We start from the raw sequence: 24,658 nt of genomic DNA on the forward strand, positions 1-24,658 counted from the left end.
GAATCGCTTCGCGATTCCGCCGATGCCGTGAATCAGGTCCCAATCTTCAGCTGGGACGAAATCTAAGCCGCACTGGACGTTGTCCAGTGCAACCGATTTCGTCCTCGCGCGTCTGGAGCTTCCATGATCCGTACCGCCACGCTCGCCGCTCTCGCCGCCGCCGCCCTCGCCACCCCCGCCGCGGCGCAGGACGCCGGAAACTGGACCGTGTCCTTCGGCGCGGCCACCGACAACCGCTCCAAGGACGCCTCCAAGTCCCAGGGCGACGGCTACGCCTGGGGCGGGGTGGAGTGGGAAAGCGCCTCGGGCGCCTTCTACGCCGGACCGGGCTTCGAGACGATCAAGAGCTCGACGGGCTCGGAGCTGGAACTGGAGATCGGCGGCGGCTGGCGGCCCCAGGTCATGGGTTTCGACCTCGACCTGAACGCCACGTACAAGCACCAGCTGGACGCCGATCCGGGCGCCGATGACGACGCCTGGGAGTTCACCGCCGACGTCAAGCGCTCGATCGGCCCGGCCAGCGGCCGCATCCGCCTGCAGCACTCGCCCGACGGCACCGGCTCGACCGAGGCCTGGACCTGGGTCGCGGCGCGCGCCGGCTGGGACTTCACCAACAAGTTGACCGCCACCGCCGAGATTGGCCGTCGTGAACAGGACAACAGCATCGACTACACCGGCTGGAACGCCGGTTTCAGCTATGCCCTGACCCGCAATATCGAGGCCGATATCCGCTATCACGACACCGATGCGGACGCCGGCAATCCGCAGTACGCGGACGCCCTCGTCGCCGGACTAAGCTTCGCCTTCTAGGAATTCCGGGCCCGCCCCCCTATATCGGGGCATGACTTCCCACCGACCGACGACCCTGGAACGCGCCTATCAACTGGCGCGCGAGGGCCGCTGTCGCACCGTCAGCGACATCAAGCAGGCCCTCGCCTCGGAAGGCTACGACCGGATCCAGGATTCGCTCTACGGCCCGACGCTTGGCGCGGACCTTCGGCGTCTGTGCCGCGAGAACTATGTGGCGCCGGCGGGCGAGGCGGCGGCCGGCTGACGCCGCGCCTTGCTTTCGCCGCCCGAACGATCCACAAGGGCTGACGTCGATCTCTTTGCGAAACGCCACCCCTCTGCTTTCGCCCGAGGTCCAGCCGCTCCTTTCAGACCCGACAGGCTTCAGGCGCTCTTGCCTGCGGCCAATGCCAGAAGGAGGTCTCAAATGGCTACCGGCACCGTTAAGTGGTTCAACTCGACCAAGGGCTACGGCTTCATCCAGCCGGACGACGGCGGCAAGGACGTCTTCGTCCACATCTCGGCCGTGGAAGCGGCCGGCCTGCGCGGCCTGGATGAAAACCAGAAGGTTTCCTACGAACTCGAGCGCGACCGTCGCTCGGGCAAGGAATCGGCTGGTCAACTGAAGACCGAAGGCTGAGGTCACGCGTCGGTTCTGATCGACGCCTGATTTTGAACGGCGGCGGGGCCTCGGGCTTCGCCGCCGTTTTTCGTTTTATGGTTGAGCGCTTGCTATTGCTCCCGAAAGGGCCCACCTGAAGCCCGTCGATCTCTCTGCGAAACGCTGCTGCCCTTTGCATCGCGCACCGAGGTCCAAAGCCGATCCCATTCAGAACCGACAGGCCGTCCGGGACATCCTTCCCGCGGCCAATGCTTGCGGAGGTCCTGAAAATGGCTACCGGCACTGTGAAATGGTACAATCCCACCAAGGGCTACGGCTTCATCGCTCCCGATGATGGCGGCAAGGACGTCTTCGTCCACGCCTCGGCCGTCGAAACCTCGGATCTGGGCATCATCAGCGAGAACCAGAAAATCTCCTACGAGATCGAACGCGACGCGCGTTCGGGCAAGGAATCCGCCGGCCGCCTGAAGGCCGCCGAATAGGTTTCGAACCTCGAAGGGCCGGTCGCGACGCGATCGGCCCTTTTGCCTTCCCGAGCAATTATGGAGTGTCCAGATGACCCCGCTCGCCGACATGATCCCCACCATGAGCGATGCCGACCTCAAGGCCCTTCGCGCCAATGCCGAACGCCTGTCCACCAGCGGTTCGCCGGTTCAGGCCGCAACCGCCACGGACCTGCTGCCCCTGATTGACGCCGAGACGGCCCGTCGCGCGGCCCTGCCCTCAACCACGGTCAAGAAGACCCGCGCACCCGCCAAGAAGAAGGCGCTGCCGGCGTCGGGCCACCAGACCGCCCTGCCCTCAAAGGCCGCCTGAGCCCTCGACACCCTCCGGCGTTGTGAGAAGATGCCCCGCCGGACGGATCCGGCGGGCGACATCGCAAGGACCGGCCCCTCATGCTTCTCATGGCCCTACTGGCGCTCGCCGCCGCCCCCCAGGACGCCGGTCCGCTGGAGCCCGGACGCTCCGGCCGGATGCAGTGCTACGGCCCGGACGTCGCCGCGAAGACTTGCACCGCCATCGGCGCCTATCGCTTCGATGCTGACGGAACGATCTGGAACGACGCCCGCAACATGATCAGCGGTTCGCCCGCCATCGTGCTGGTGGCCACGGGCAAGGTCTATGTGAGGGACGGCGCCGAATGCGCCAACCCGGACAACCGGGCCGAAGAGATCACCGGCGTCGAGGTCAACGGCCGTCCGCTGGAGGGCGCGCAGTTCGAGACGGTCCGGGCCCAGATCGCCGCCAACATGGACGCGGTGCTGGGCGAAGGCGAACTCTGCAGCACCTACGTCCCGAACCCCGACGGAACACTGAAGGCCGCCGTCACGATCGGTGGCGTCGCCCGCCCCGAGTTCGAGAGCGTGGTGCTGTGGATCGAGCCCGACGCCGGCTGGACCCTGGCCCTGCCGGAGAACTGAGGGATCAGGCCAGCGCCTGATCCAGATCGGCGATCAGGTCGTCCAGGTCCTCGACCCCGACCGACAGGCGGATCAGGTTGTCGGTCACCCCGCCCGCCTCGCGCACCTCCTTGGGCACGCTGGCGTGGGTCATGATGGCCGGGTGGTTCACGAGGCTTTCGACCCCGCCCAGCGACTCCGCCAGGGTGAAGACCTGAACCCGCTCCAGCACCTGCCGGGTCCGCGCCAGATCGCCGTCGATGATCGCCGTGACCATGCCGCCGTAGCGGCCGTTCATCTGGGTGGCGGCGAGGCTGTGCTGCGGATGGCTGATCAGCCCCGGATAGATGACCTTGGCGATCCCCTTGCGGGTCTCCAGCCAGCGAGCGACGGCCAGCGCATTCTCATTGTGCGCCTTCATGCGCAGGCCCAGCGTCTTCAGACCCCGGTTGGCCAGGAAGGCGTCGAACGGCCCCATCACCCCGCCGACCGAGTTCTGGAGGAATTTGATCTCCTTCGCGAGGTCGGCGTTTCCGGTCACCAGCGCCCCACCGATGATGTCGGAGTGGCCGTTCAGGTACTTCGTCGCCGAGTGCATGACCACGTCCGCGCCCAGCTTCAGCGGCTGCTGGCTGAAAGGGGTGGCGAAGGTGTTGTCGACCACCAGCAGCAGGCCGTGCGCCTTGGCGATCTTCGACAGGCCGGCGATGTCGGCCAGCTTCATCAGCGGATTGGTGGGCGTCTCGGCCCAGATCATCTTCGTCTTCGGCGTGATGGCCGCCTCGACGGCGTTCAGGTCGCTGAAGTCGACATAACTGAAGTCCAGCCCCATCGACCGCCGGCGAACCCGCTCGAACAGCCGCCACGAGCCGCCGTACAGGTCATCGCCGGTGACGATGTGCGATCCGGCGTCCAGCAGCTCCAGCGCCGTCGAGGTCGCCGCCATGCCGCTGGCGAAGCCGAAGCCGTGCGTGCCGCCCTCAAGGTCCGCCAGACAGGCCTCGAAGGCCTCACGGGTCGGGTTCTTGCCGCGGGCGTACTCATAGCCCTTGTTCACGCCCGGGCTTTCCTGGGCATAGGTCGAGGTGGCGTAGATCGGCGTCATCACCGCCCCGGTCGTCGGGTCCGGCTTCTGGCCCGCATGGATGGCGCGGGTCGAAAAGCCCTGCTCGTTCTTCAACTGGCTCATGGACTTAACGGTTCAGGCTGAGGTGGTTGATCAGGTCGGTGCGGGTGATCAGGCCGACGAAGGTCTCGCCGTCCAGCACGATGGCCACCCGGTCGCGGTCGAACAGCGGGATCAGGGCGTCCAGCGGCTCGGAGACCTGCACCGTGTCCAGATCGCGGGTCATCGCCGAGGAGACCGGCTTGGCGAACCGCTCCTTGCGGGTGATCTCGTCGGTGTTCATCACATGGACCAGATCGCTCTCGTCCAGGATGCCGACCAGACGACCGTCGCTGATCACCGGCAACTGCGACACGTCCGAGCCCTTCATCCGCTTGAAGGCGGTGTCCAGGGTGTCCTCCGGGCCGATCACGACCACATCGCCCTTCGTGTATTTGCGGGTGATCAGGTCCGACAGGTCACCGTGCAGCTCGCGCTCGCCCAGTCCCTGATCCGCCAACCAGGCGTCGTTATAGACCTTGGACAGGTATTTGGCGCCGGTGTCGCAGACGAAGGTCACCGCCGTCTTCGGCTCGGTCTGCTCGCGGCACCAGCGCAGGGCGGCGGCGATCAGGGTGCCCGAGGAGGAACCGGCCAGGATGCCTTCCTTCAGCAGCAGTTCGCGCACGGTCGCGATCGCCTCCGCATCCGGGATCGAATAGGCCTTGTCGATCAGGGTGATGTCGGCGGTGTCGGGGACGAAATTCTGGCCGATGCCCTCGACGGTGTAGCTGCCTTCCGGCGACGGCACGCCCTCGTTGACGATGCCCGCCAGCGTCGAGCCGACCGGGTCCGCCAGAATGATCTGCGCGTCCGAGCCGACGCTCTTCAGATAGCGGGCCGTGCCGGTGATGGTGCCGCCCGAGCCGATGCCCGCGACCATGGCGTCCACCTTACCGCCCAGCTGCTCCCAGATCTCCGGCCCCGTGGTGACGAAATGGGCCTCGGAGTTGGCGTCATTGGCGAACTGGTTGACGTAGAAGCCGCCCGGAATCTGCTGCGCCAGGCGCTCGGCCATGTCGGTGTAGTATTCGGGGTGGCCGTGCGGAACGTCCGACCGGGTCAGGCGCACATCGGCGCCCATGGCCCGCAGATGCTGGATTTTTTCCTTGGACATCTTGTCCGGGATGACCAGCAGCACCTTATATCCCTTGGCCTGACCGACCAGCGTCAGCGCCAGACCGGTGTTCCCGGCCGTCGCCTCGACGATGGTGCCGCCGGGCTTCAGGAAGCCTTCGCGCTCCGCCGCATCGATCATCGACAGCGCGATGCGATCCTTGATCGACCCGCCCGGGTTCTGGGCTTCCAGCTTCAGGAACAGCCGGCAGGGCCCGGTGTCGATCTTCTTCACCTCCACAATCGGCGTCTTTCCGATCAGATCCAGCGTCGAACCGACAGGACCGGACAGAACCGGTTGGGGGGCGAGAGACATCAGAAACTCCGTAGGGGCTTGGGTGCGGAAGCTAGCCCATTTTCGCTTCATGTCGGAACGACATGAATCCAGAAAATGGGCCAGCATCGATTCAAGGGCGAAATCTGGGTTCAGATGCGCGGCTTCTGAACCGATTTCGCCCGGGCGCGGCGCCCCGCCGGAACAACCCGACTGGCGAGAGAAAGGATTTATGGCTATATTTCTGGCCAGAATTGGAGACTGACCGATGGCGAACTACGGCGTCGCGGAAGCCAAGAACAAGTTCACCCACCTGCTCGAGCGGGTCGAGGATGGCGAACGGGTTGTGATTACCCGGCATGGCAAGCCCGTCGCCGAGCTCCGCCCCGTGCCGTCTCCCAGACCCAGGCTGACCGAGGCTGAACGGCAGGCCTGGTACGACGAATTCATCAAGCGACGCGATGCCCGGCCAGCCGCATCAATCCCCGCCGTCGAGCTTGTCCGGGCGATGCGTGACGGCGATCCGGAGTGATCCTGTACGCCGACGCCAGCGTCATCGTGGCCCTGATTGCAAGGCAGGGCGCCAGCCCTCTTGTTGATCCACTGCTGCGTCACAGCGACGGGCAGATCCTGGTCAGCGACTTCGCATTGGCCGAATGTTCGTCAGCCTTGGCGCGGTTGGGGCGTGTGGATCGTTGGTCTGACGCGCTTCAACTGACCGCCTTCGACGAACTGGACACCTGGATCGACTCGATGGGCGAGCGCGCCCAGATCGCACCGGAGGATGTTGCGTTGGCGACCGCCTTCATCCGCCTTCCCGGCGTCACGCTCCGCGCGCCTGACGCCATTCACATCGCCGCCGCCCACCGGCTCGGCGCAACCCTTTTGACGCTGGATCACGGCATGGCCCGCGCGGCCGCCGAAATCGGCGTACCCTGTATCAATCCCGCCGAGGCCGACGCGCCCGGCGACCTGAAAGACTAGATGAAAAACACCCCCAAGAGGCCGCCTGCCGGCCTCCCCGACAAACAAACCCTCCTCGCCTTCCTGCGTGAAGCAGGTTCGGCCGAGAAGACCGATATCGCCCGCCACTTCGGCCTGAAGGGCGGCGACCGCCGCGCCCTGCGCGAGATGATCCGCGAGCTCGAAGCCGACGGCGAACTGGGCAAGCGCGGCAGAAAGGGCTTCAGCCCCTCCGGCGCCCTGCCCCCCGTCGGCGTGGCCGATGTGGTCGAGCGCGACGTGGACGGCGAACTGTACGTCCGCCTCGTCGAGGCTTCGGAAGACGCCCCGCGCGCCATCCTGATGCCCGACAACTCGGGCCGCACCGGCCCTGCCCCCGGCATGGGCGACCGCCTGCTGGTCAAGTTCAGCCGCGGCGGCGAAGGCTGGGAAGCCCGGCTGGTCAAGAAGCTGGACAGCGAGCGCACCCGCGTTCTCGGCGTGATCCGCAAGTCCAACCGCGAGGTCCGGGTCGAGCCCGTCGACCGCCGCTCCAAGGACGTGCTGCTGGTCCCCCACGCCCAGTCCGAAGGACTGAAGGACGGCGATCTGGTGCTGGCCGCCATCGAAAAGGGCGCCCAGCGCTATGGCCCCAAGCGCGGCAAGATCCTGGAGACCATCGGCCGCGAGGACGACGCCCGCGCCGCCTCCCTCATCGCCATCCACTCGCACGGCGTCCCCACCGGCTTCTCCGAGGCCGTGGAGCAGGAGGCCGGGGATCAGGAACTGCCGTCGCTGAAGGGCCGCGAGGACCTGCGCGACATCCCCCTGATCACCATCGACCCGGCGGACGCCCGTGACCACGACGACGCCGTCTACGCCCAGCGCGACGAGGATCCGAAGAACGAGGGCGGCTGGATCGTCTGGGTCGCCATCGCCGATGTCGCCGCCTACGTCCGCCCCGGCACGGCGCTGGACCGCGAGGCGCGGGACAAGGGCAACTCGACCTACTTCCCCGACCGCGTCGAGCCCATGCTGCCCGAGCGGCTGTCGAACGGCCTGTGCAGCCTGAAGGAAGGCGAGAACCGCGCGACCATGGCCGTGCGCATGGTCTTCGACAAGGACGGCAAGAAGACCGGGCACAAGTTCGTGCGCGGCCTGATGCGCTCGCACGCCAAACTCTCCTACGAGCAGGCGCAGGCGGCCATCGACGGCAATCCGGACGAGACCACCGGCCCGATCATGGAGGCCATCCTCTATCCGCTGTGGAACGCCTACCGCACCATGCTGAAGGGCCGTCTGAAGCGCAGCCCGCTGCAGATCGAGAGCGCCGAGCGCCGCATCCGCATGACCGACGGCGAGATCACCTCGATCGAACCGCGCGTCTCCCTCGAAGCCCACCGGCTGATCGAGGAGATGATGATCCAGGCCAACGTCTGCGCCGCCGAGACGCTGGAAAAGCACAAGATTCCCCTGCTCTACCGCGTCCACGACGCGCCCAGTCAGGAGAAGCTGTTCAACCTCGCCGACTTCCTCGGCACCATCGGCAAGCCGTGGACCAAGGGCGAACCGGCCACGACCAAGCGCTTCAACAAGCTGCTGGACGAAACCCGCGAGGGCGAACACGCCGAGGTCGTCAACGAGGTGGTCCTGCGCACCCAGATGCAGGCCATCTACAGCCCCGAGAACGTCGGCCACTTCGGCCTGAACCTGGACCGCTACGCCCACTTCACCTCGCCGATCCGCCGCTACTCGGACCTGATCGTCCACCGCGGCCTGATCCGCGCGCTGGGTCTCGGCAAGGACGGGCTGACGGATCGCGAGATCGCCGAACTGCCGGCCATCGCCGAGCACGTCGTCATGACCGAGCGCCGCTCCATGGCCGCCGAGCGCGACGCCATGGACCGCTACATCGCCGCCTTCCTCGAGGACCGCGTCGGCGCGACCTTCACCGGCCGCATCACCGGCGTGACCCGCTTCGGCCTGTTCATCCGGCTGGACGAGACCGGCGCCGACGGCCTCGTGCCCGTCTCCTCGCTGGGCAATGAGTATTTCACCCACGACGACCGCAGCCACGCCCTGGTCGGCGAACGCTCGGGCCTGCGCTGGACGCTGGGCCGGACCGTCGAGGTCAAGCTGCGCGAGGCCACCCCGGTCACCGGCGGCCTGCTGTTCGAAATGCTCAGCGAACCCGGCCCGCGCGACCCCAACGCCCCCTCGGCCCGTCTGGGCATGCGGGCGCGCGGTGCCAAGGACGGCGGCTATCCGAAGCGCTCGGGACCGGGAAACAAGCCCCGCAACGGCAAGAAGCCCTCGGGCGGCCTGAAGGGCGTCCGCAAGGGCAAGCGGCGGTGACCCAGCCCTTCGACGCCGCCCAGGACCTCAAGGACGCCCCGCGCACCGGTGGACGCCAGCGCCCGAAGGACGCCGCCACCCTGATCCTGACCCGCAAGGGCGCCAAGGGGCCAGAGGTGCTGATGGGCCGTCGCGCGCCGGGGCATGTCTTCATGGCCTCCAAATGGGTCTTCCCGGGCGGCAAGGTCGAGCGGTCCGACGCCTTCGCCGCCTTCGCCACCGACCTGTCGCCCGCCGACGCGGGGCGGCTGGCGCGCGAGGTGACCCGCAGCCGGGGCCGGGCGTTGGCGCTGGCCGCCGTGCGCGAGACCTTCGAGGAAACCGGCCTGCTGCTGGCCGAGCCCGCGCCGGTCGCTTCGGTGGCTGGCGGCTGGCGCGAGTTCCGCGCCCTCGGCGCCCTGCCCGATCTGGCGGCCCTGTCCTACGTCGCCCGCGCCATCACCCCGCCGGGCCGGACGCGCCGCTTCGACGCCCGCTTCTTCATGGCCGACGCCTCGGCCCTGCTGCATCCGGAGCCGACTGCGGGCTCCGGCGAACTGGACGAGATCGCCTGGCTGCCGCTGGACGAGGCCCGCGCGCAGGACCTGCCCGCCATCACCCGCTTCGTGCTGGGCGAGATCGCCGAGCGGCTGGACCATCCGAACCGCCCCCTCCCCTTCGTCCGCATGGTGCGCGGGCAGCATGTGGTCGAGCATCAGGACTGACGCCATCTGACCGGGATGCGCCGTGACTTGCCAGTCGCCGCGGACCGGGGTTCTCTCCCGGCCGGAGGACCTGTCCATGCGCCGCTTCGCCCTGATCGCCGCCGCCGTCGCGACCTGCCTGATCGCCCTGCCTGCATCGGCGCAGGACGCACCCGCCAGCATGACCCTGATCTGGAAGTCGTGGGGCAACCGGCTGACGGAATGGACCATCCCGCGTGGCGGCGAGGGTCGCTACATCAATCGCGAGGGCGAAACCGTCGCCTTCCCCGTCTCCGTTGAACAGTTCGACCGCTTCCGCGCCCTCTTCGCGCCATATGAGGGCGTCGCCTTCCGGTGCGAGCGGGTGCTCACCGACGGCGCCTACGGCAGCGTCATCTGGTCTCGCCCGGGCCAGGCCGACCAGTCCCTGAATTTTGACGCCGGCTGCACCAGCGGCGACGCCAATGATGTCTTCCAGAGACTGGAGCAGGCCGAGACCCTGCTGACCGCTCTGCGTGACGCCCGTTGATGGCCGACACGCCCATCACGCTGCGCCTGACCCTCGCCGACCCGGTCCCCGGCGTCCGCTACAGCCTGCAGTTGGACGACGCCCCGCATGAGCCGGTGACGGCGACCGGGGCGCACCTGTCCTTCGACGTGCCGATCCGGCTGGCCGACGACAACCGGATGCTGGGTCCGTTCGTCCGCCGCGAGGGCAAGGAGCGGCGCTTCGTCTACATCCGTATCGGAACCTCGGCGGGCGACCACGCCTCGGAATGGAGCCGCCGGGCCAAGATCGATATCCACGACATCCCGCCCGCCCTGCTGGACAAGGCCCGCGCGGGCGCCGTTCTGGAGGTCGTCCTGCCGGGCCGGGGCAAGGACGGCACGCCCGCCTGCGCGACGGTGCGGCCCATCAAGGGGTGGGCGGCCCTCTAGTCCGCCACCGGCTTCGTCAGATCGAACTCCACCCGGAAGAAGCGACCGCCCGGCCGGCTGAGCTCATAGGCGAACATCCGCTCCGGATGCACTTCGACGGCCCAGGTGTTGGTGGTCGAGACCTGAGCCCCGCCGGCGTTGAACTGGTTGATCGACTCCTGATCCACGGGGAACTGCTGGCGCGAGGCCGTGCCCGGCTCGGCGGTGTCGCCGCCGTACATGTGGTAGCCGTGGATCTCGCCCTGCGGGTCGCGGTGGTCGTGCTTCAGGCGCAGACCGTCGGCGGTGCGGGTGATGACCCAGCGGCGCGAGCGGTCCTCGCCGACCGCGAAGGGAATGCCCACCTCGTCCGCCGCGCAGTCGCGCACATGCATGACCAGCCGCTTGCCGCGGAAGTCGGCGTCGGCGGCGTCCGTAGACACCACCTGCCCCTCGAAGGTCTGGCCGCACAGGGCGTTCAGCCGGGCCAGGAAGGCGTCCTGCGGATTCGCGGCCTTCTGGGCGAAGGCGGGACCGGACAGGGTGACGGCGGCCGCGGCGGCGGCGAACAGCAGGGTTTTCATCCCGTCACCGTGGCCTTTGCGCGCCTCATGCTCAATGCGGCGTCACGCCCGTTGACTTCCGGCCGCGCCTGAGTATGTTCCGCGCCTCTCATTTCCGCGGCTTTCGCCGTCCGCAAAGGTAATTACTCCGATGGCCAAGCCCGCCTCGATCAAAATCCGCCTGAACTCGACCGCCGACACCGGCTTCTTCTACGTCACCAAGAAGAACGCCCGCACCATGACCGAGAAGATGGTCGTCAAGAAGTACGACCCGGTCGTGAAGAAGCACGTCGAGTTCAAGGAAGGCAAGATCAAGTAAGCGCTTGATCGCCTGACGATTTTCGAAACGCCCGGTCAGCGATGACCGGGCGTTTTTCGTTGCCCCTCCCGGGCATGGTAGACAGCCTCATGACCGACCAGCCCGACCCAGCCGCCGCGACCATTCCCGCCGACGAAACCCCGGCCCAGAAGGCGCTGCGTCTGAAGCAGGCCAAGATCGCCGCCAAGCCGCAACCGCCGCGCGGCGGAAAGTTCCAGCGCGAACAGGCGGCCCGCATCGCCGCGGGCAAGTCCAAGCCGTGGATGACGCGCTAGGCGATCAGCCCCTCAGGCGAGCCAGTTCCAGCTCACGCCTGCGCAGAGCCTGCGTCTCCAGCTCCAGTTCTGCGTCGAACGCTGTGATGACGTAGTGGTCGCGAGCCAGAACTTCGCAGCACGTATCGCCGCCACACAGCAGGTAGTGGACAAGACCGTCGCGTCCGAGCTCGGCCATCCGGTCGGGTTCCCCTGACGTCTCGATGATGTTCAGGAAATGCTGTGGCCGCCGGGTCTCTTCCGCGAAGGACCAGTAGGCGGTTTCGCTGTAGCCGCACACCGAAGCCACGTCGGCGTACCTCGTTCCCGATCACCCGAAGCGTCAGCGAGCCTTCGGCGCTGCCGTCGTTGAACAGGATGGTGGGGAAGAACAGGGCGTCGCCCGCAGTCGGGACGCCTCGCCAGACCGTGCCAGCGGAGGTGTGCATCAACCTTCCCGCCCCCGCGTCGGCGGCAGGCCGCGCCATGAGCGGCGCTTCGCCTGCACCTTGAGAAACTCGCCCAGCGGTTCATCCGCAGCCTTGGTCCAGCCGCCGACGCGTTCGATGTCGTGCTTCAGCGAGCTTTCGAGCACATCCAGCGCCGCTTCATCCAGGATCTCGACCACGCCAAGCGCCTGCACGGCTTTGCGCCGGCTGTTGCGGTTCTCCCCGGCCTTGCGGGCCGGGATCGCCTTGCGGGAGGCCTTGTCGCTCTCACCGTAGGTGTTCCGCCGGTCGTGAGCGTAGCTGAGCGCTTTGTTCTCCTGCGGTGATCTCGGCGACTTCCGGGTCATCGTGAAAGGCTAGACCACCCCCGGTCCTTGTCAAAGCTGGAGAGCCCCATCTCCCCGTTCGCGTCCGACTGGAACCCCGCCTTGCCGTCCGCGAGGATGCAGCCGCGCCAGCCGACGCTGTGCAGGTCCCCAAGCGCGCGATCCGCAATCTCGCGCCATTGGGCGTTCGACAGCAAGGCCCCCGCGCCGGGGCTGAAGTCGTCGCGGCGGAAGGTCAGGTACTTGCCTTCTGATCGAATGCCGACTGTCTCGTGGTAAAATCCCATGGGCACAGGCTGGCCGCTGTCCAGAGCCTGCTCAAGGCGTACGAAATAGGCCTGTGCCGCGCCCGGTTTCAGGGCTCCCCCGCAGAAGGGAAAGTCAGCCGCCGCCGGGGCGACTTCAGGCGTTGGATTCGGAGCCGGTGCCTCCCGGTCGCACCCACGAGCGTCAGCACGGACAGAAGCGCGACGCCGACCGCCCTCATCTTACGCCGCCCGTGCGATGACCTGATTCCGGCCCCGGCTCTTGGCCTCATAGACGCCTTCGTCGGCCCGCTTGAGCAGGGCGTCGGGGGTGTCGGTGGCGCCGGTGGAGCAGGCCACGCCGACCGAGACGGTGATGGTCAGGCTCTCGGCCCCGGACATGATCGGGAAGGGCTGGTCGGCGACGTCGCGACGGATGCGGTCGGCCACGCGGGTGGCGTCGTCCAGCGAGGCGCCGGGCATGACCACGACGAACTCCTCGCCGCCCAGACGGCACGGCAGGTCGATGGCGCGGACATTGGTGGCCAGACGGACGGCGAACTCGCGCAGGACCTCGTCGCCGGCGTCGTGGCCGAAGCCGTCATTGACCGATTTGAAGTGGTCGATGTCCATGACCAGCACGGCCACGGGGTCGCCCCCCTGCCCGGCCCGGCCCATCAGGGCCTGCAACTGGCCGGCCATGTAGCGGCGGTTATGCAGGCCGGTCAGGGCGTCGGTGACGGCCATCTCGAGGCTGTAGTCGAGCTTCTGCTTGAGGAAGTCGGCGTAGCGCTTGCGCTTGATCTGGCTGCGGGCGCGGGCGTCCAGCTCCTCGGGATCGACCGGCCGGGGCAGGATGTCATTGACGCCCAACTCCAGCGCCTTGATCAGGCGCGGCCGGTCGGCGGGCTCCACCACCGCCAGGATCGGCACCCGGCGAGAGGCCTCGGTCGAACGGGCCTGGGCGACGAAGCGCAGGCCGTCGAACCCGGCCGCCGAAACGTTGACGATCAGCAGGTCCACCGGACCGCGCGCGGCGATCAGGGCCGCGGCCGGATCAGGTTCGTGCACCGGGCGGTGCTCGTCCGACAGCTGCTCGACCATCTTGGCGGCCTGAAGCTCGCTGTCATCGACGATCAGCACCCGGCCGCCGGAGCCGCGCAGGCGACCCGCGCCGTCGGTGTCCACGCCGAAGCGGCGACCGCTCTCCTCGCGCTCGCGCAGCTCGTCCATGACGGCCTTGAGCCGCACCAGAGACTTCACGCGGGCGAACAGGATCACGTCGTCGATCGGCTTGGTGACGAAGTCGTCGGCCCCGGCCTCAAGGCCGCGGATCTTGTCCTCGCGTCCGTCCAGGGCGGTGACCAGCACCACCGGGATGTGGCGGGTGACCGGATCGGCCTTCAGCCGTCGACAGGTCTCGAACCCGTCCATGCCGGGCATCATCACATCCAGCAGGATGATGTCGGGCCGCTCCGCCGAGGCGATGTCGATCGCCGTCTGGCCGTCCATGGCGGTCAGGACCTCGTAGTATTCGAGGGTCAGCTTGGCTTTGAGCAGGCGGACGTTCGGTTCAACGTCGTCCACGACAAGGATGCGCGCCGTCATGCCGCCCCTATCCCAGATGCTTCCGGACGACCTCGAGGAAATGCATCACCGAGATCGGCTTGGAGATATAGGCCTCGCAGCCGCCCTGGCGAATCCGCTCCTCGTCGCCCTTCATGGCGAAGGCGGTCACGGCGACCACCGGGATGTGGTTCAGCTCCTCGTCGTCCTTCAGCCATTTGGTGACCTCCAGCCCCGAGATCTCGGGCAGCTGGATGTCCATCAGGATCAGATCGGGCCTGTGCTGGCGCGCCAGGGCGAGCGCCTGCAGGCCCTCGCGGGTCTGCAGGGTCTCGTACCCCTGGGAATCGAGCAGATCATGAAAAAGCTTCATGTTCAGCTCGTTATCCTCGACAATGAGGACCTTCTTCGACATCACCACCCGGCCATTTCACCCCTCTCAGGACGCGTCCGCGCCGGGGGCCTGCCTTCTTCCGCTACAGTCTCACCACGGTTCTCTTAAGTTGGGGTGAAGCGGCGGTTTTCCAGCGGTTAACGGGATCGGGTCCGAGCGCGTCATCCCGATAGCTTGCGGTCCGGTCGTCAGGCACAATCTCCGCTGTATGAAGTCCATCTGCCGCGACTGTCTGACGACCGACGAGCGCAAGCTTGATCGGTGCGGCGCGTGCGGGTCGCGGCGGGTGGTCAGCCATGACGAACTGGCCGATCTGACCATCGCCCATCTGGACTGCGACGCCTTCTACGCCTCGGTGGAGAAGCGCGACCGGCCGGAACTGCGGGATGTCCCCGTCATCGTCGGCGGCGGCAAGCGGGGCGTGGTCTCGACCTGCTGCTATGTGGCGCGGATGTACGGGGTGCATTCGGCCATGCCGATGTTCAAGGCGCTGAAGGCCTGCCCCGAGGCGGTCGTGCTGAAGCCGGATTTCCGGAAATATGTGACCGAGAGCGAGCGCATCTTCGGCGCAGTCCGGGCGCTGACGCCGCTGGTGCAGACCCTGTCGCTGGATGAGGCGTGGATCGACCTGTCAGGGACCGAACGGCTGAATGGCGGCCCGCCGGCCTTCCAGCTGATCCGGCTGCAGAAATACATCGAGGAGGAGATCGGCCTGACCGTCTCCATCGGCCTGGCCCCGAACCGCTTCCTGGCCAAGATCGCGTCCGAACTGGACAAGCCGCGCGGGTTTTCCGTGATCGGCGCCGAGTCACAGGCGCTGCTGGCGCCGAAGTCGGTGCGCATCCTGCCGGGCGTCGGGCCGGTGTTCGGCAAGACGCTGCAGAGCGACGGCTATGCGACCGTGGGCGATCTGGCGAAGGCGGACCTGCGCGATCTGGTGAAGCGATACGGCGAGACGGGCCTGCGCCTGCACGATCTGGCCCATGGTCGCGACGCGCGGGCGGTGAAGCCCGAGCATGACCGCAAGGGCATGAGCGCCGAGACCACCTTCAACGAGGACCTGACGGCGGTCGCGGACCTTGAGAACGAGCTGTGGCCCCTGTGCGAGAAGCTGGCCTCAAAGGCGCGGGCGGACGGGGTCGCCAGCCGGGTCGTGGTGCTGAAGCTGCGCAAGACTGATTTCAAGATCATCACGCGCCGGATCAGCCTGCCTGAACCGGTGCAGACGGCCCGCGCCCTGTTCGCCGCCGGGCGGGAGCTGCTGGCGCCGGAACTGGGCGTCCCCTACCGCCTGATCGGCATCGGCATGGGCGAGGTGGTGGATGCCGTCGAGGCCCCCGCCGCCCTGTTCGAAAGCCCCGAGGCCCGTACGCTGAAGACCGAAAAGGCGATTGATGCGCTGCGGCTGAAGTTCGGCAAGGCGGCCGTTGTGGCGGGGCGGGCTTTGAAGTGAGGGATTAGGGACTAGGGATTAGGGATTAGGTCGAGCCAGTCTGTGGCTCCGATCGCGCCGCGAACTCCGGCCCGCTAATCCCTAATCCCTGATCCCTCCCCTACTCCATCCGCTCCGCCCGCGCCGTCAGGTAGCCATGCAGGTCGGCGATGTCCTGATCGGTGAAGTGCGAGAAGCGGCTGCGGGCGACCTCGGTCATGAGGCCCTTCTCCTTGCCATCGGCGGCGAGGCCCGTGCGCATCAGGCGGGTGAAACCCTCCAGATCGTAGGACGCCCCCATCAGCAGATCCGGGGCGTCGCCGGGGCGGCCCTTCAGGTTGGAGCCGTGACACTCGGAGCAGGCGGTGTCGGCCAGATGGCGGCCCCGCATGAAGGCCGGACCGGCATCGAAGGATGGATTGGCGCGCGCCTCGGCGACCCATGCGGTCGTCGGCGTCGTCTCGCGTGTCAGGACACGCCAACGGCCCAGAGGCCCGAACCGGGTCGAGGGCGCATCCCGTCCTGCCGGCTTGAGGGTGCGAAGATACCCCAGCAGGTCGGCCATCTCCGCGTCGGTGACCCGCACCCAGCTTTCGGACGGCATGCCCCACATCAGGGAGCCGTCAGCCTTCACCCCCGACCGGATCGCCCGCGCCAGCTGGGCGTCCGTGTACCGGGGCATGGCCCGCGTCAGGTTGGAAGTCCAGAGACGGCCTCTCCAGACGCTGTCCTCCCATTGCTCCCCCTGCAGATTGGCCCCGTGACAGCCGGCGCAGCCGTAGAGACGGGCCAGTTGCTCGCCGCGCGCCACCGCCTCGGGACCGGTCGCGGCGCGAATCTGGACCAGAGGAACCTCCGGCCGGTGACGGATCATGGCCTCGCTGACGCCGTAGAAGGCCAGCACGCCTACGGCGATCAGGGCCGCGAGGCCCGCCACTACCCGCACGATCCATTTCCGCATCGTCACCCCTCCGGCGCGACTGGAAGATCATTGGTTTTTGGAAAGATGTCGAGCGGCGGGTGCTCAAGTCGGGGATTAGGGATCAGGAGGCCCCGGAGCTTCCTGCGCGGTCGGAGCCACAGGCTGGATCAACCTTAGTCCCTAATCCCTAGTCCCTAATCCCTCACCGCGCTAAACCGCCCCCAAATCCATCCGGAGAATCCCATGACCGTCGCCGCCCGTCTCGCCGAACTCGGCATCGAACTGCCCGAACCGGCCAAGGCCGTCGCCAACTACGTGCCCTACGTCCAGACCGGAAACCTGCTGCACATCTCCGGCCAGCTGTCGAACGACGCCTCGGGCGGGCTGAAGGGCACCGTCGGCGCGGACGTGTCGCAGGAAGACGCCGTGAAGGGCGCCCGCATGTGCGGCGTGAACCTGCTGGCCCAGATCTCGGCCGCGCTGGACGGCGATCTGGAGCGCGTGGTGCGCGTGGTGAAGCTGGGCGGCTTCGTCCAGGCCGCCGGCGATTTCGAAGCCATCCCCGCCGTCATCAACGGCTGCTCGGACCTGATGGTCGAGGTGTTCGGCGACAAGGGCCGCCACGCCCGCTCGGCCGTCGGCGTCTACAAGCTGCCGCTGGGCTTCGCGGTCGAGGTTGATGCGATCGTGGAAGTCCGCTGATCCTGAAAACGGCCCTCACATCCCGCTCATCCCGGCGAAAGCCGGGACCCAGTCCTGTCCAGCCTGACGCTGGCGTTTCAGGACTGGCGATCGCGCACACCCGGCAAGGACGGATCACCCAAAGCACTGGGTCCCGGCTTTCGCCGGGATGAGCGGAACGGGGTTCCAGATCCGCGTCCACAACACCGTCGCCGAGATCGGCCGGGAGGCTTGGGACGCCTGCGCCGGGCCGACCGGCGATCCCTTCGTCAGCTATGACTTCCTCGACGCCTGCGAGGCCTCGGGCAGCGCGGTTCCGCGCGAGGGCTGGGCCGGGCGGCATCTGGCGCTGGAGGACCAAGACGGACGTGTCATCGGGGTCATGCCCCTCTGGCTGAAGGCCCATAGCCAGGGCGAATACGTCTTCGACCACAGCTGGGCTGACGCCTATGAGCGCGCGGGCGGGCGGTATTATCCCAAGCTGCTGGGCGCCGTGCCGTTCACGCCGGTGACCGGGCCGCGCTTCCTGAGCCATCCCGACGCCGATGCGGCGACGGTGCGCGAGACCCTGATTCAAGGGGCGCTGACCCTGACCGAGCGGCTGGGCGCCTCCTCCCTGCATGTGACCTTCCCCGACCGCGCCGACTGGGAGGCTATGGGCGAGGCCGGGCTGCTGAGGCGGCAGGACATCCAGTATATCTGGCGCAACGGCGGCTATGCGACCTTCGACGACTTCCTCTCCGCCCTGTCGTCGAGCCGCCGCAAGACGGTCAGGCGCGAGCGGCGCGAGGCCAATACGGGGCTGGATATCCGGGTGCTGACCGGGGCGGAGATCCGCGAGGAGCACTGGAACGCCTTCTTCCGCTTCTACATGGACACGGGCGACCGGAAGTGGGGGCGGCCCTATCTGACGCGGGACTTCTTCAGCCGGATCGGGGCGACCATGGCCGACCGGATCGCGCTGGTCATGGCCTTCCGGGACGGGGAGCCGCTGGCGGGAGCGCTGAACTTCATCGGCCGCGACGCCCTGTACGGGCGGCAGTGGGGCGCGCTGGACGAGGTGCCCTTCCTGCATTTCGAGCTCTGCTACTACCGGGCCATCGACTTCGCCATTGAGCACGGCCTGTCGCGGGTCGAGGCGGGGGCGCAGGGGGACCACAAGATCGCGCGCGGCTACCTGCCGTCAGCGGTGTATTCAGCGCACTACATCGCCGACCCGGCCCTGCGCGGGCCGGTGGCCGACTATCTGGAGCGGGAGCGCCCGGCGGTGGAGGCCGAGATGCACGCCATGGCGGAGGAGCTGTCGCCCTTCCGCAAGGATGTGACCTAGCGGACCGGCTCGGGCCCGATGAACCAGCCGGCGATCCAGCTGACGATGCCGGTGACGATGGCCGCGCCAATGCCGGCGCCGAGGCCTGCGACAGCGAACCCGCCCAGCAGCCAGGCGACCAGACCGATCACCGCGGCGTTCACCACCAGCAGGAACAAGCCGAAGGTGATCATGGTCAGGGGGAAGGTCAGCACCGTCAGGATCGGCCGCACCACGGCGTTGGCGATGCCCAGCAGGATGGCGGCGAGGGCCAGGGAGCCGTTGTCGCTGAACGACACCCCCGGCACGATCCGCGCCGCCAGCCACAGGGCCAGACAGGTGACGAGGAACTGGACGATCAGGCGGATCATGGCGAACTCCGTGGGTGAACCTTGACCATAACACCTGAAGGCCGCGAGGGCTCCCCTCCCCGCGCGCGGATTGCTAGCCTGTCGCAAGACCGGAGCCCGACATGACCCTTCACGCCCCCTACGACCCCGACAACATCTTCGCGAAGATCCTGCGCGGCGAGATTCCGTCGGTGAAGGTGTGGGAGGACGACGACGTCCTGGTCTTCATGGACGTCTTCCCGCAGTCGGAAGGCCATACGCTGATCATCTCCAAGACCTCGACCGCCCGGAACCTGCTGGAGATGGAGCCGGAGGTGCTGGCCAAGGTCGCGGCGGCGACCCAGCGGACGGCGAAGGCCATCGAAAAGGCGCTGAAACCGGAAGGCTTCCAGATCGTGCAGTACAACGGCGAGGCGGGCGGCCAGACCGTCTTCCACCTGCATTTCCACGTCATCCCGCGCTGGGCCGACCGGCCCATGAAGGGTCACGGCCATGCGCCGATGGCCGATGCGGCGGTGCTGCGCGGACTGGCGGACCGGATCGCGGCTGAGCTTTAAACGCTAGCGTCATCCCGGGGGCGCGAAGCGAACCCCGGGACCCGGCGGCGCCGCGACGGCGGCGAAACACTGACGATCGACGTTCACGCGGCTGTGCTCTCGACAGCTTCGCGCTCTCGCGCGCCGCTGGGTCCCGACTTTCGTCGGGATGACGATAGCAGTGGGGGTGGTCGCAGCTACAGCGGCCCTCTGAAAATGAACCAGGCCCCGGCGATGATCAGCACGAAGCCGACCGCATGGTTCATCGTCAGCTTCTCGCCGAGGAAGGTGACGGAGAAGACGGCGAAGACGATCAGGGTGATCACCTCCTGCATCGTCTTCAGCTCTGCCGCCGAATAGACCTGATGGCCGATGCGGTTGGCGGGCACGGCCAGGCAATACTCGAAGAAGGCGATGCCCCAGCTGACGATCACCACGATCCACAGCGGCTTGGATCCGAACTTCAGGTGCCCGTACCAGGCCAAGGTCATGAAGATGTTGGACGCGACCAGCAGCAGCACCGGCGCGATGTGAGGAATCGAGATCGGCACGAGAGCCCCCGCTTGCGTATCGCCCCATGCGCCAGCATAAGGACCGCCCGTCAAGCGGGACGCCGGCTTAGCACAGCGGTAGTGCAGCGGTTTTGTAAACCGAAGGTCGGGGGTTCGATCCCCTCAGCCGGCACCATCCCCCTGCAGAGCCCCGTCGCTGTGTGCGTTCACCACGATGGGGCCGGAACGGAAATCTTACCCGTCGATTAAGGAAGGGCTCTGAAAGCGCCCTCTCATGATCGCACTCGTCCTCGCCTCCGCCCTGCTTTTCGACCCCGCGACCGTGGCTCCGGTCGCCGTGAAACCGGTTCGCCCGGCGCCGGCCCGCTCTCTCACAGCCGCTCCTCCGATCCTGAGCAGCGTGATTGTGACGCTGGAATGTACGGCGCGCGCGAATGGCCGGGTCGAGAACTGCCAGGTGCTGGAAGAGACCCACCCCGGACTGGGGTTCGGCGAGGCGGCTATCGCGCTGATGCGGGATGCCGAGGTCGCCCCCGGTCCGCGCGACGTTCAGTTCGCCCGCACCATCCAGTTCACGCCCTGATCGCGGTCTGTCAGCCCCCGCCCAGCGCCACCGCGACCCGGTAGGTCACGAAGGCGGCGAGGTAGGCCAGACCGAACATGTAGACGATCATGATCCAGGTCCAGCGCAGGGAGTTGGTCTCGCGACGGACCACGCCCAGCGTCGGCAGGCACTGGGGCGCGAAGATGTACCAGGCCAGGAAAGCCAAGCCGGTGGCCAGCGACCAGTTGGCGGCCAACACACCGGCCATGGCGCTGGTGGCGTTCTCGGCGTCGGCGACCGAATAGACGGTGCCCAGGGCGGCGACGGCCACCTCGCGCGCCGCCATGCCGGGCACCAGCGCCACCACCATCTGCCAGTTGAAGCCGATCGGGGCGAACAGGGGCTCCAGGGCGTGACCGATCATGCCGGCGAAGGAGTAGTCGATGGCCGGGCCGGTCGCGCCTTCCGGCGGATAGGGGAAGGTCGACAGGAACCAGACGGCGATCATCAGCGGCAGGATGATGCGGGCGGCGCGGTTGATGAAGATCTTGGCCCGGAGCCACAGATTGAACAGGACGTTCTTCAGGTCCGGCATCTTGTAGGCGGGCAGCTCCATCATGAAGGGCTCGGTCGAGCCCCTCCAGAAGATCTTGCGGATGACGAAGGAGACGGTCAGGGCGCTGAAGATGCCCGCGGCGTACAGGCCGAACATGACCAGACCTTGCAGGTTCACGAAGCCCCAGACGGTCTCGTTCGGGATGAAGGCGGCGATGATCAGCACATAGACCGGGATACGCGCCGAACAGGTCATCAGCGGCGCGACGAGGATGGTGGTCAGGCGGTCGCGGCGGTTGTCGATCACCCGCGTGGCCATGATGCCGGGGATGGCGCAGGCGAAGCTGGAGAGCAGCGGGATGAAGGCGCGGCCGTGCAGTCCGGCCCCGCCCATGATGCGGTCCATCAGGAAGGCCGCGCGGGACATGTAGCCGAAGTCCTCCAGCGCGATGATGAAGGCGAAGATGATCAGGATCTGCGGCAGGAAGACCAGCACGCTGGCCACGCCGCCGATCAGGCCGTCGACCAGCAGGCTCTGCACCAGACCCCACATCCCCTCGTCCGGGATGAGGGCGGCGACGCCCGTACCCAGCAGGCCGATCCCGGCCTCAATGCCGTCCATCGCGGGGGCGGCCCAGGCGAAGACCGACTGGAACATGACGAACAGGATGCCCAGCAGGATGATCAGGCCGGCCACCGGATGCAGCAGCACGCTGTCGATCTTGCCCGTGATCGTGTCCGGCCGCTCGGGCGGCAAGACGTAGGCCTTCATGATGCGCTCGGCCTCGCGGGCCTTGCCGCGCAGGGCCTCGGCGTCGGGGGCGACCCAGTCGCTGTCGCCGAAGGAGGCGTTGGCGGCCAGCGTGTTTTCGACCTCGGCGACCAGATCGCCGATGCCCCGGCGGCGGGTGGCCACCGTGGTGATGATCGGCACGCCCAGTTCGGCGCGCAGGCCTTCGAGGTCGATGCGCAGGCCCTGACGCTGGGCGATGTCGAACATGTTGAGCGCCAGCACCATCGGGCGCCCGATGGCCTTCAGCTCAAGGATCAGACGCAGGACGAGGCGCAGGTTGGTGGCGTCGGCCACGGCCACGATCACGTCCGGCGGCGTCTCGCCCGCCAGCCGGCCCAGAACGGCGTCGCGGGTGACTTCCTCGTCAGGGCTGCGGGCGCGCAGGGAATAGGTGCCCGGCAGGTCGAGGACGGAGATCGACCGCCCCGAGGCCGAGCGGATGAAGCCCTCCTTCCGCTCGACGGTGACGCCGGCGTAGTTGGCGACCTTCTGGTGCGAGCCGGTCAGGGCGTTGAACAGGGCGGTCTTGCCGCTGTTCGGATTGCCGACCAGGGCGATGCGGGCGGTCTTCAGCGCGACGTCCATCAGGCGGCGTCCAGCTGAATGATCAGGCTGGCGGCCTCGTGGCGGCGCAGGGCCACGCGCATGTCGTCCACCTTGATGGCGATGGGATCGCGGCCGAACAGGCCCTCATGCAGCAGTTCCACCCGCGCGCCCTCGACGAAGCCCAGCTCGATCAGGCGACGCTCCAGCTCGACCGCATCGTTCTGGTGATGGCAGTGCTCGCCGACCTTGAGGATGACGCCGCGGTCGCCCTTGCGGGCGTCGCTCAGTTTGAGGGTGTCGGACATGGAACTCATTCGGTCGTCGGCGCGAGGAGCGCTCTAATTTGGTGACAGTGATTATCAGGTGCGAAGCGTCAGCGTCCACCCCGCACAAGCGTCGCAGGGAGTTGTTCCGGCAAGCCATTGGTCTATCACTGGCGCGGAAATCCGGAGCCCGTCCATGCGCCGCCACGTCCCCCTGCCCCTCCTCGCCGCCGGCGCCCTGCTGGGCCTGTCCGCCTGTGGCGACGGCGGCGCCCCGAGCGCGCCCGCCCCGGTGAAACCCGCGCTTACGCCCGAGCAGAAGGCCGTGCTGCTGGCCGCCCTGCCCGCCCCCTACAACAGTGGCGATCTGGAAAGCGGACGCCGCGTCTTCGCCCGCTGCAGGTCCTGTCACACGGTCGCCGAGGGCGGCGCCAACCTGACCGGCCCCAACCTGTACGGCGTCTTCGGTCGTCAGGCGGGCGGCGTGGAGGGCTACAACTATTCCAACGCGGTGAAGTCGGCAGGCTTCGTCTGGGACGCGGAGAAGCTGGATCACTGGCTGGAGAACCCGCACACCTTCCTGAAGGGCACGAAGATGAGCTTCGCCGGTCTGGATAGTCCGGACGACCGCCGGGATGTGATCGCCTGGCTGAAGGTCGAAACGGGATATGTACCGGAAGGTGCGGCGGCGGCGGCTCCGGTGGCGGCGCCCGCTCCCGCGACGGTTCAATAACCGCAGGCGGTCGTCGTTTGTCGACGTCCGCTATCGGCGCATCGGCTAATAGCCGCTTTCGACCCACTAGCGACTTACGGACTGTCCGCTTTGGGCGAGGGGTGTGGCGGCGTGAGAGTCCCAGAACGCCTCCATGAATGAACGAAACCACCCGCTGTCCATCCCCATCGACCGGATTCCCTGATGGGGGGCGGCGAATACCAAGCCCCACGGCGACAGGGGGCCGAACCCATGCTCGCAGTAGACGATCAAGGTATCTGACTCCGCTTCGTGGTCGAACACGACCCACCCCTCAAACTGCTGTCCGCGAATTCCGTAATCCCAGCCGAGGGTGATCGGGCGGGGATCGACAAGCCCATGAAGAACTGCCTGCTTTACGTTGTCGTCTGTGAGGACGGACAACTCGCTGGCGATCAGCGTGGCGATATCGGCTGGTGGCGTCGGCATGTTTGGAGGCTAACTCCGCTCGATGCGAATGTCTCCTTTCCACCCTTAGGCGAACTTCGTCTCCCGACCCATTGCGGACGTTGCCGTCTCGCACGGCCCATTTGTGTCGGACGCTTCGCCGGTCTCACCGGGCGGCGGCACAGCCTGTAACTTCTTCGAAGTCCACTTCAGGCGATCGGTAGGCCTTCGTGTAACAAACACGGTCGCCAATTCGGCGTTCAGGTTGCCAACCGCTAGCATCGACTTCGATGGTGACGATCTCTCCCGGCAGCAGTGCCCGACACGAAGGTCCTCTATAACCAATAAATGGGTAGGCGCTGTTTCCCGGGACCTCTCGCGCCCGCCGGCGCACGCTAATTGACCTAACATCGGTGAGGCGTTCCGAAACGCAGATGCTACTGGAGGACCGATTGCGGAGGTCCACCTCGATGATGCCGGTTTCCGTCCAATTCTCGATGCGTAGATCGATAGTCAGGGCGGGCGGTGTCAGCGCCAACGTAAGGAGGGGTAACATCGTGACAATCGCGGCAATCATAGTCGGCACGATACCTGATCTCATCGGATATGTCCGCTAACCACCCATGGCGGACATCGCTGACGTCCGGGCTCAGCGGGCTCAGCTCCATACCCCAAATGCTATCATCATCCCGGCGAA

At 67.2% G+C, this 24,658-nt stretch carries 34 protein-coding genes and 1 tRNA gene; 21 read left to right on the forward strand and 14 right to left on the reverse strand.

Annotated elements, in window-relative coordinates:
• The first annotated feature begins 123 nt into the window (after window positions 1-123).
• The 6 genes from ACFQQC_RS17645 (at window position 124) to ACFQQC_RS17670 (ending at window position 2,832) form a co-directional block, all read left to right on the forward strand.
• Window positions 124-810 (forward strand): TorF family putative porin, encoded by a 687-nt coding sequence (locus ACFQQC_RS17645; RefSeq protein WP_376863858.1) that lies wholly within the window; start codon window positions 124-126, stop codon window positions 808-810.
• A 31-nt stretch (window positions 811-841) separates the two neighbouring features.
• Window positions 842-1,054, forward strand: a complete 213-nt coding sequence (locus tag ACFQQC_RS17650) for a hypothetical protein (protein ID WP_376863859.1) — start codon at window positions 842-844, stop codon at window positions 1,052-1,054.
• A gap of 162 nt (window positions 1,055-1,216) precedes the next feature.
• Window positions 1,217-1,429 (forward strand): cold-shock protein, encoded by a 213-nt coding sequence (locus ACFQQC_RS17655; protein ID WP_141626345.1) that lies wholly within the window; start codon window positions 1,217-1,219, stop codon window positions 1,427-1,429.
• A gap of 251 nt (window positions 1,430-1,680) precedes the next feature.
• On the forward strand, window positions 1,681-1,893 hold the full coding sequence (locus ACFQQC_RS17660) for a cold-shock protein (protein WP_376863860.1): 213 nt from the start codon (window positions 1,681-1,683) through the stop codon (window positions 1,891-1,893).
• Window positions 1,894-1,966: 73 nt separating this feature from the next.
• Window positions 1,967-2,227, forward strand: coding sequence for a hypothetical protein (locus tag ACFQQC_RS17665; RefSeq protein ID WP_376863861.1), 261 nt, complete (start codon window positions 1,967-1,969; stop codon window positions 2,225-2,227).
• Between the two features lie 80 nt (window positions 2,228-2,307).
• Window positions 2,308-2,832, forward strand: coding sequence for a hypothetical protein (locus ACFQQC_RS17670; RefSeq protein WP_376863862.1), 525 nt, complete (start codon window positions 2,308-2,310; stop codon window positions 2,830-2,832).
• Between the two features lie 4 nt (window positions 2,833-2,836).
• On the opposite strand, the gene ACFQQC_RS17675 is transcribed toward ACFQQC_RS17670, so the two are convergent.
• Window positions 2,837-4,000, reverse strand: a complete 1,164-nt coding sequence (locus ACFQQC_RS17675) for a cystathionine gamma-synthase (protein WP_376863863.1) — start codon at window positions 3,998-4,000, stop codon at window positions 2,837-2,839.
• A gap of 4 nt (window positions 4,001-4,004) precedes the next feature.
• Window positions 4,005-5,408 carry a pyridoxal-phosphate dependent enzyme gene (locus ACFQQC_RS17680; RefSeq protein ID WP_376863864.1) on the reverse strand — a complete coding sequence of 468 codons (1,404 nt, stop codon included), beginning with the start codon at window positions 5,406-5,408 and terminating at the stop codon, window positions 4,005-4,007.
• Between the two features lie 226 nt (window positions 5,409-5,634).
• Here ACFQQC_RS17680 and ACFQQC_RS17685 point away from each other — a divergent pair, with 226 nt between their 5' ends.
• From ACFQQC_RS17685 to ACFQQC_RS17710, 6 genes are all read left to right on the forward strand, one after another.
• Window positions 5,635-5,898: a type II toxin-antitoxin system Phd/YefM family antitoxin gene (locus ACFQQC_RS17685; RefSeq protein ID WP_376863865.1), complete on the forward strand. Its 264-nt coding sequence runs from the start codon at window positions 5,635-5,637 to the stop codon at window positions 5,896-5,898.
• The gene (locus ACFQQC_RS17690) at window positions 5,895-6,350 is read left to right on the forward strand and encodes a type II toxin-antitoxin system VapC family toxin (protein ID WP_376863866.1); all 456 of its coding nucleotides are present in this window, start codon (window positions 5,895-5,897) and stop codon (window positions 6,348-6,350) included. Before ACFQQC_RS17685 ends, ACFQQC_RS17690 begins: the two co-directional genes overlap by 4 nt.
• Window positions 6,351-8,663, forward strand: coding sequence for a ribonuclease R (rnr, locus tag ACFQQC_RS17695; RefSeq protein ID WP_376863867.1), 2,313 nt, complete (start codon window positions 6,351-6,353; stop codon window positions 8,661-8,663).
• Window positions 8,660-9,367: an NUDIX domain-containing protein gene (locus ACFQQC_RS17700; protein WP_376863868.1), complete on the forward strand. Its 708-nt coding sequence runs from the start codon at window positions 8,660-8,662 to the stop codon at window positions 9,365-9,367. The genes rnr and ACFQQC_RS17700 overlap by 4 nt, the downstream gene beginning before the upstream one ends.
• Before the next feature lie 76 nt (window positions 9,368-9,443).
• Entirely contained in the window at window positions 9,444-9,875 is a 432-nt protein-coding gene (locus ACFQQC_RS17705; RefSeq protein WP_376863869.1) for a hypothetical protein, read from the forward strand.
• The gene (locus tag ACFQQC_RS17710) at window positions 9,875-10,285 is read left to right on the forward strand and encodes a DUF5990 family protein (protein ID WP_376863870.1); all 411 of its coding nucleotides are present in this window, start codon (window positions 9,875-9,877) and stop codon (window positions 10,283-10,285) included. Before ACFQQC_RS17705 ends, ACFQQC_RS17710 begins: the two co-directional genes overlap by 1 nt.
• Here ACFQQC_RS17710 and ACFQQC_RS17715 read toward each other — a convergent pair.
• Complete coding sequence (locus tag ACFQQC_RS17715) at window positions 10,282-10,848, reverse strand: hypothetical protein (RefSeq protein ID WP_376863871.1); 567 nt, start codon at window positions 10,846-10,848, stop codon at window positions 10,282-10,284. The two genes, ACFQQC_RS17710 and ACFQQC_RS17715, sit on opposite strands and share 4 nt — an antisense overlap.
• Before the next feature lie 130 nt (window positions 10,849-10,978).
• On the opposite strand from ACFQQC_RS17715, the gene rpmG reads away from it, so the two are divergent.
• Together rpmG and ACFQQC_RS17725 are read left to right on the forward strand one after the other, a co-directional pair.
• Window positions 10,979-11,146 carry a 50S ribosomal protein L33 gene (gene rpmG, locus ACFQQC_RS17720; protein WP_029417689.1) on the forward strand — a complete coding sequence of 56 codons (168 nt, stop codon included), beginning with the start codon at window positions 10,979-10,981 and terminating at the stop codon, window positions 11,144-11,146.
• Between the two features lie 89 nt (window positions 11,147-11,235).
• Window positions 11,236-11,421, forward strand: a complete 186-nt coding sequence (locus ACFQQC_RS17725) for a hypothetical protein (protein ID WP_376863872.1) — start codon at window positions 11,236-11,238, stop codon at window positions 11,419-11,421.
• 4 nt (window positions 11,422-11,425) lie between these two features.
• Here ACFQQC_RS17725 and ACFQQC_RS17730 read toward each other — a convergent pair whose 3' ends face one another.
• The 5 genes from ACFQQC_RS17730 to ACFQQC_RS17750 all read right to left on the reverse strand — a co-directional run bounded on the left by ACFQQC_RS17730 (window position 11,426) and on the right by ACFQQC_RS17750 (window position 14,401).
• The gene (locus ACFQQC_RS17730) at window positions 11,426-11,710 is read right to left on the reverse strand and encodes a hypothetical protein (protein WP_376863873.1); all 285 of its coding nucleotides are present in this window, start codon (window positions 11,708-11,710) and stop codon (window positions 11,426-11,428) included.
• 138 nt (window positions 11,711-11,848) lie between these two features.
• Window positions 11,849-12,196, reverse strand: a complete 348-nt coding sequence (locus tag ACFQQC_RS17735) for a hypothetical protein (protein ID WP_376863874.1) — start codon at window positions 12,194-12,196, stop codon at window positions 11,849-11,851.
• Window positions 12,193-12,462: a hypothetical protein gene (locus ACFQQC_RS17740; protein ID WP_376863875.1), complete on the reverse strand. Its 270-nt coding sequence runs from the start codon at window positions 12,460-12,462 to the stop codon at window positions 12,193-12,195. Before ACFQQC_RS17740 ends, ACFQQC_RS17735 begins: the two co-directional genes overlap by 4 nt.
• A gap of 201 nt (window positions 12,463-12,663) precedes the next feature.
• On the reverse strand, window positions 12,664-14,028 hold the full coding sequence (locus ACFQQC_RS17745; protein ID WP_376863876.1) for a PleD family two-component system response regulator: 1,365 nt from the start codon (window positions 14,026-14,028) through the stop codon (window positions 12,664-12,666).
• Between the two features lie 7 nt (window positions 14,029-14,035).
• Window positions 14,036-14,401 (reverse strand): response regulator, encoded by a 366-nt coding sequence (locus tag ACFQQC_RS17750; protein ID WP_141626327.1) that lies wholly within the window; start codon window positions 14,399-14,401, stop codon window positions 14,036-14,038.
• A gap of 187 nt (window positions 14,402-14,588) precedes the next feature.
• Between ACFQQC_RS17750 and ACFQQC_RS17755 the strand changes: the two genes are divergently transcribed.
• Window positions 14,589-15,833, forward strand: coding sequence for a DNA polymerase IV (locus ACFQQC_RS17755; RefSeq protein WP_376863877.1), 1,245 nt, complete (start codon window positions 14,589-14,591; stop codon window positions 15,831-15,833).
• Window positions 15,834-15,933: 100 nt separating this feature from the next.
• On the opposite strand, the gene ACFQQC_RS17760 is transcribed toward ACFQQC_RS17755, so the two are convergent.
• Window positions 15,934-16,773, reverse strand: a complete 840-nt coding sequence (locus tag ACFQQC_RS17760) for a cytochrome c4 (RefSeq protein WP_376863878.1) — start codon at window positions 16,771-16,773, stop codon at window positions 15,934-15,936.
• A 204-nt stretch (window positions 16,774-16,977) separates the two neighbouring features.
• Between ACFQQC_RS17760 and ACFQQC_RS17765 the strand changes: the two genes are divergently transcribed.
• Window positions 16,978-17,436 (forward strand): RidA family protein, encoded by a 459-nt coding sequence (locus tag ACFQQC_RS17765; RefSeq protein WP_376863879.1) that lies wholly within the window; start codon window positions 16,978-16,980, stop codon window positions 17,434-17,436.
• Window positions 17,437-17,584: 148 nt separating this feature from the next.
• Window positions 17,585-18,745 carry a GNAT family N-acetyltransferase gene (locus ACFQQC_RS17770; protein WP_376863880.1) on the forward strand — a complete coding sequence of 387 codons (1,161 nt, stop codon included), beginning with the start codon at window positions 17,585-17,587 and terminating at the stop codon, window positions 18,743-18,745.
• Here ACFQQC_RS17770 and ACFQQC_RS17775 read toward each other — a convergent pair.
• On the reverse strand, window positions 18,742-19,095 hold the full coding sequence (locus ACFQQC_RS17775; protein ID WP_376863882.1) for a phage holin family protein: 354 nt from the start codon (window positions 19,093-19,095) through the stop codon (window positions 18,742-18,744). The two genes, ACFQQC_RS17770 and ACFQQC_RS17775, sit on opposite strands and share 4 nt — an antisense overlap.
• A 101-nt stretch (window positions 19,096-19,196) precedes the next feature.
• On the opposite strand from ACFQQC_RS17775, the gene ACFQQC_RS17780 reads away from it, so the two are divergent.
• On the forward strand, window positions 19,197-19,631 hold the full coding sequence (locus tag ACFQQC_RS17780; RefSeq protein WP_376863883.1) for an HIT family protein: 435 nt from the start codon (window positions 19,197-19,199) through the stop codon (window positions 19,629-19,631).
• A gap of 176 nt (window positions 19,632-19,807) precedes the next feature.
• Here the strand turns inward: ACFQQC_RS17780 and ACFQQC_RS17785 are convergent, their stop codons facing one another.
• Window positions 19,808-20,161 (reverse strand): DMT family protein, encoded by a 354-nt coding sequence (locus ACFQQC_RS17785; protein ID WP_376863884.1) that lies wholly within the window; start codon window positions 20,159-20,161, stop codon window positions 19,808-19,810.
• 61 nt (window positions 20,162-20,222) lie between these two features.
• Here ACFQQC_RS17785 and ACFQQC_RS17790 point away from each other — a divergent pair.
• Window positions 20,223-20,297: transfer RNA gene (locus ACFQQC_RS17790), tRNA-Thr, on the forward strand.
• Window positions 20,298-20,396: 99 nt separating this feature from the next.
• Window positions 20,397-20,705 (forward strand): TonB family protein, encoded by a 309-nt coding sequence (locus tag ACFQQC_RS17795; protein WP_376863885.1) that lies wholly within the window; start codon window positions 20,397-20,399, stop codon window positions 20,703-20,705.
• Window positions 20,706-20,715: 10 nt separating this feature from the next.
• On the opposite strand, the gene ACFQQC_RS17800 is transcribed toward ACFQQC_RS17795, so the two are convergent.
• Window positions 20,716-22,599 carry a ferrous iron transporter B gene (locus tag ACFQQC_RS17800; protein WP_376863886.1) on the reverse strand — a complete coding sequence of 628 codons (1,884 nt, stop codon included), beginning with the start codon at window positions 22,597-22,599 and terminating at the stop codon, window positions 20,716-20,718.
• Window positions 22,599-22,865, reverse strand: a complete 267-nt coding sequence (locus ACFQQC_RS17805) for a ferrous iron transport protein A (protein WP_376863887.1) — start codon at window positions 22,863-22,865, stop codon at window positions 22,599-22,601. The genes ACFQQC_RS17800 and ACFQQC_RS17805 overlap by 1 nt, the downstream gene beginning before the upstream one ends.
• 154 nt (window positions 22,866-23,019) lie before the next feature.
• On the opposite strand from ACFQQC_RS17805, the gene ACFQQC_RS17810 reads away from it, so the two are divergent.
• The gene (locus ACFQQC_RS17810; protein ID WP_376863888.1) at window positions 23,020-23,556 is read left to right on the forward strand and encodes a c-type cytochrome; all 537 of its coding nucleotides are present in this window, start codon (window positions 23,020-23,022) and stop codon (window positions 23,554-23,556) included.
• A gap of 66 nt (window positions 23,557-23,622) precedes the next feature.
• Here ACFQQC_RS17810 and ACFQQC_RS17815 read toward each other — a convergent pair whose 3' ends face one another.
• Window positions 23,623-24,003 (reverse strand): hypothetical protein, encoded by a 381-nt coding sequence (locus tag ACFQQC_RS17815; protein ID WP_376863889.1) that lies wholly within the window; start codon window positions 24,001-24,003, stop codon window positions 23,623-23,625.
• Window positions 24,004-24,658 lie beyond the last annotated feature (655 nt).

This window comes from Brevundimonas sp. GCM10030266, from assembly GCF_042666595.1.
Taxonomy (GTDB): Bacteria; Pseudomonadota; Alphaproteobacteria; order Caulobacterales; family Caulobacteraceae; genus Brevundimonas.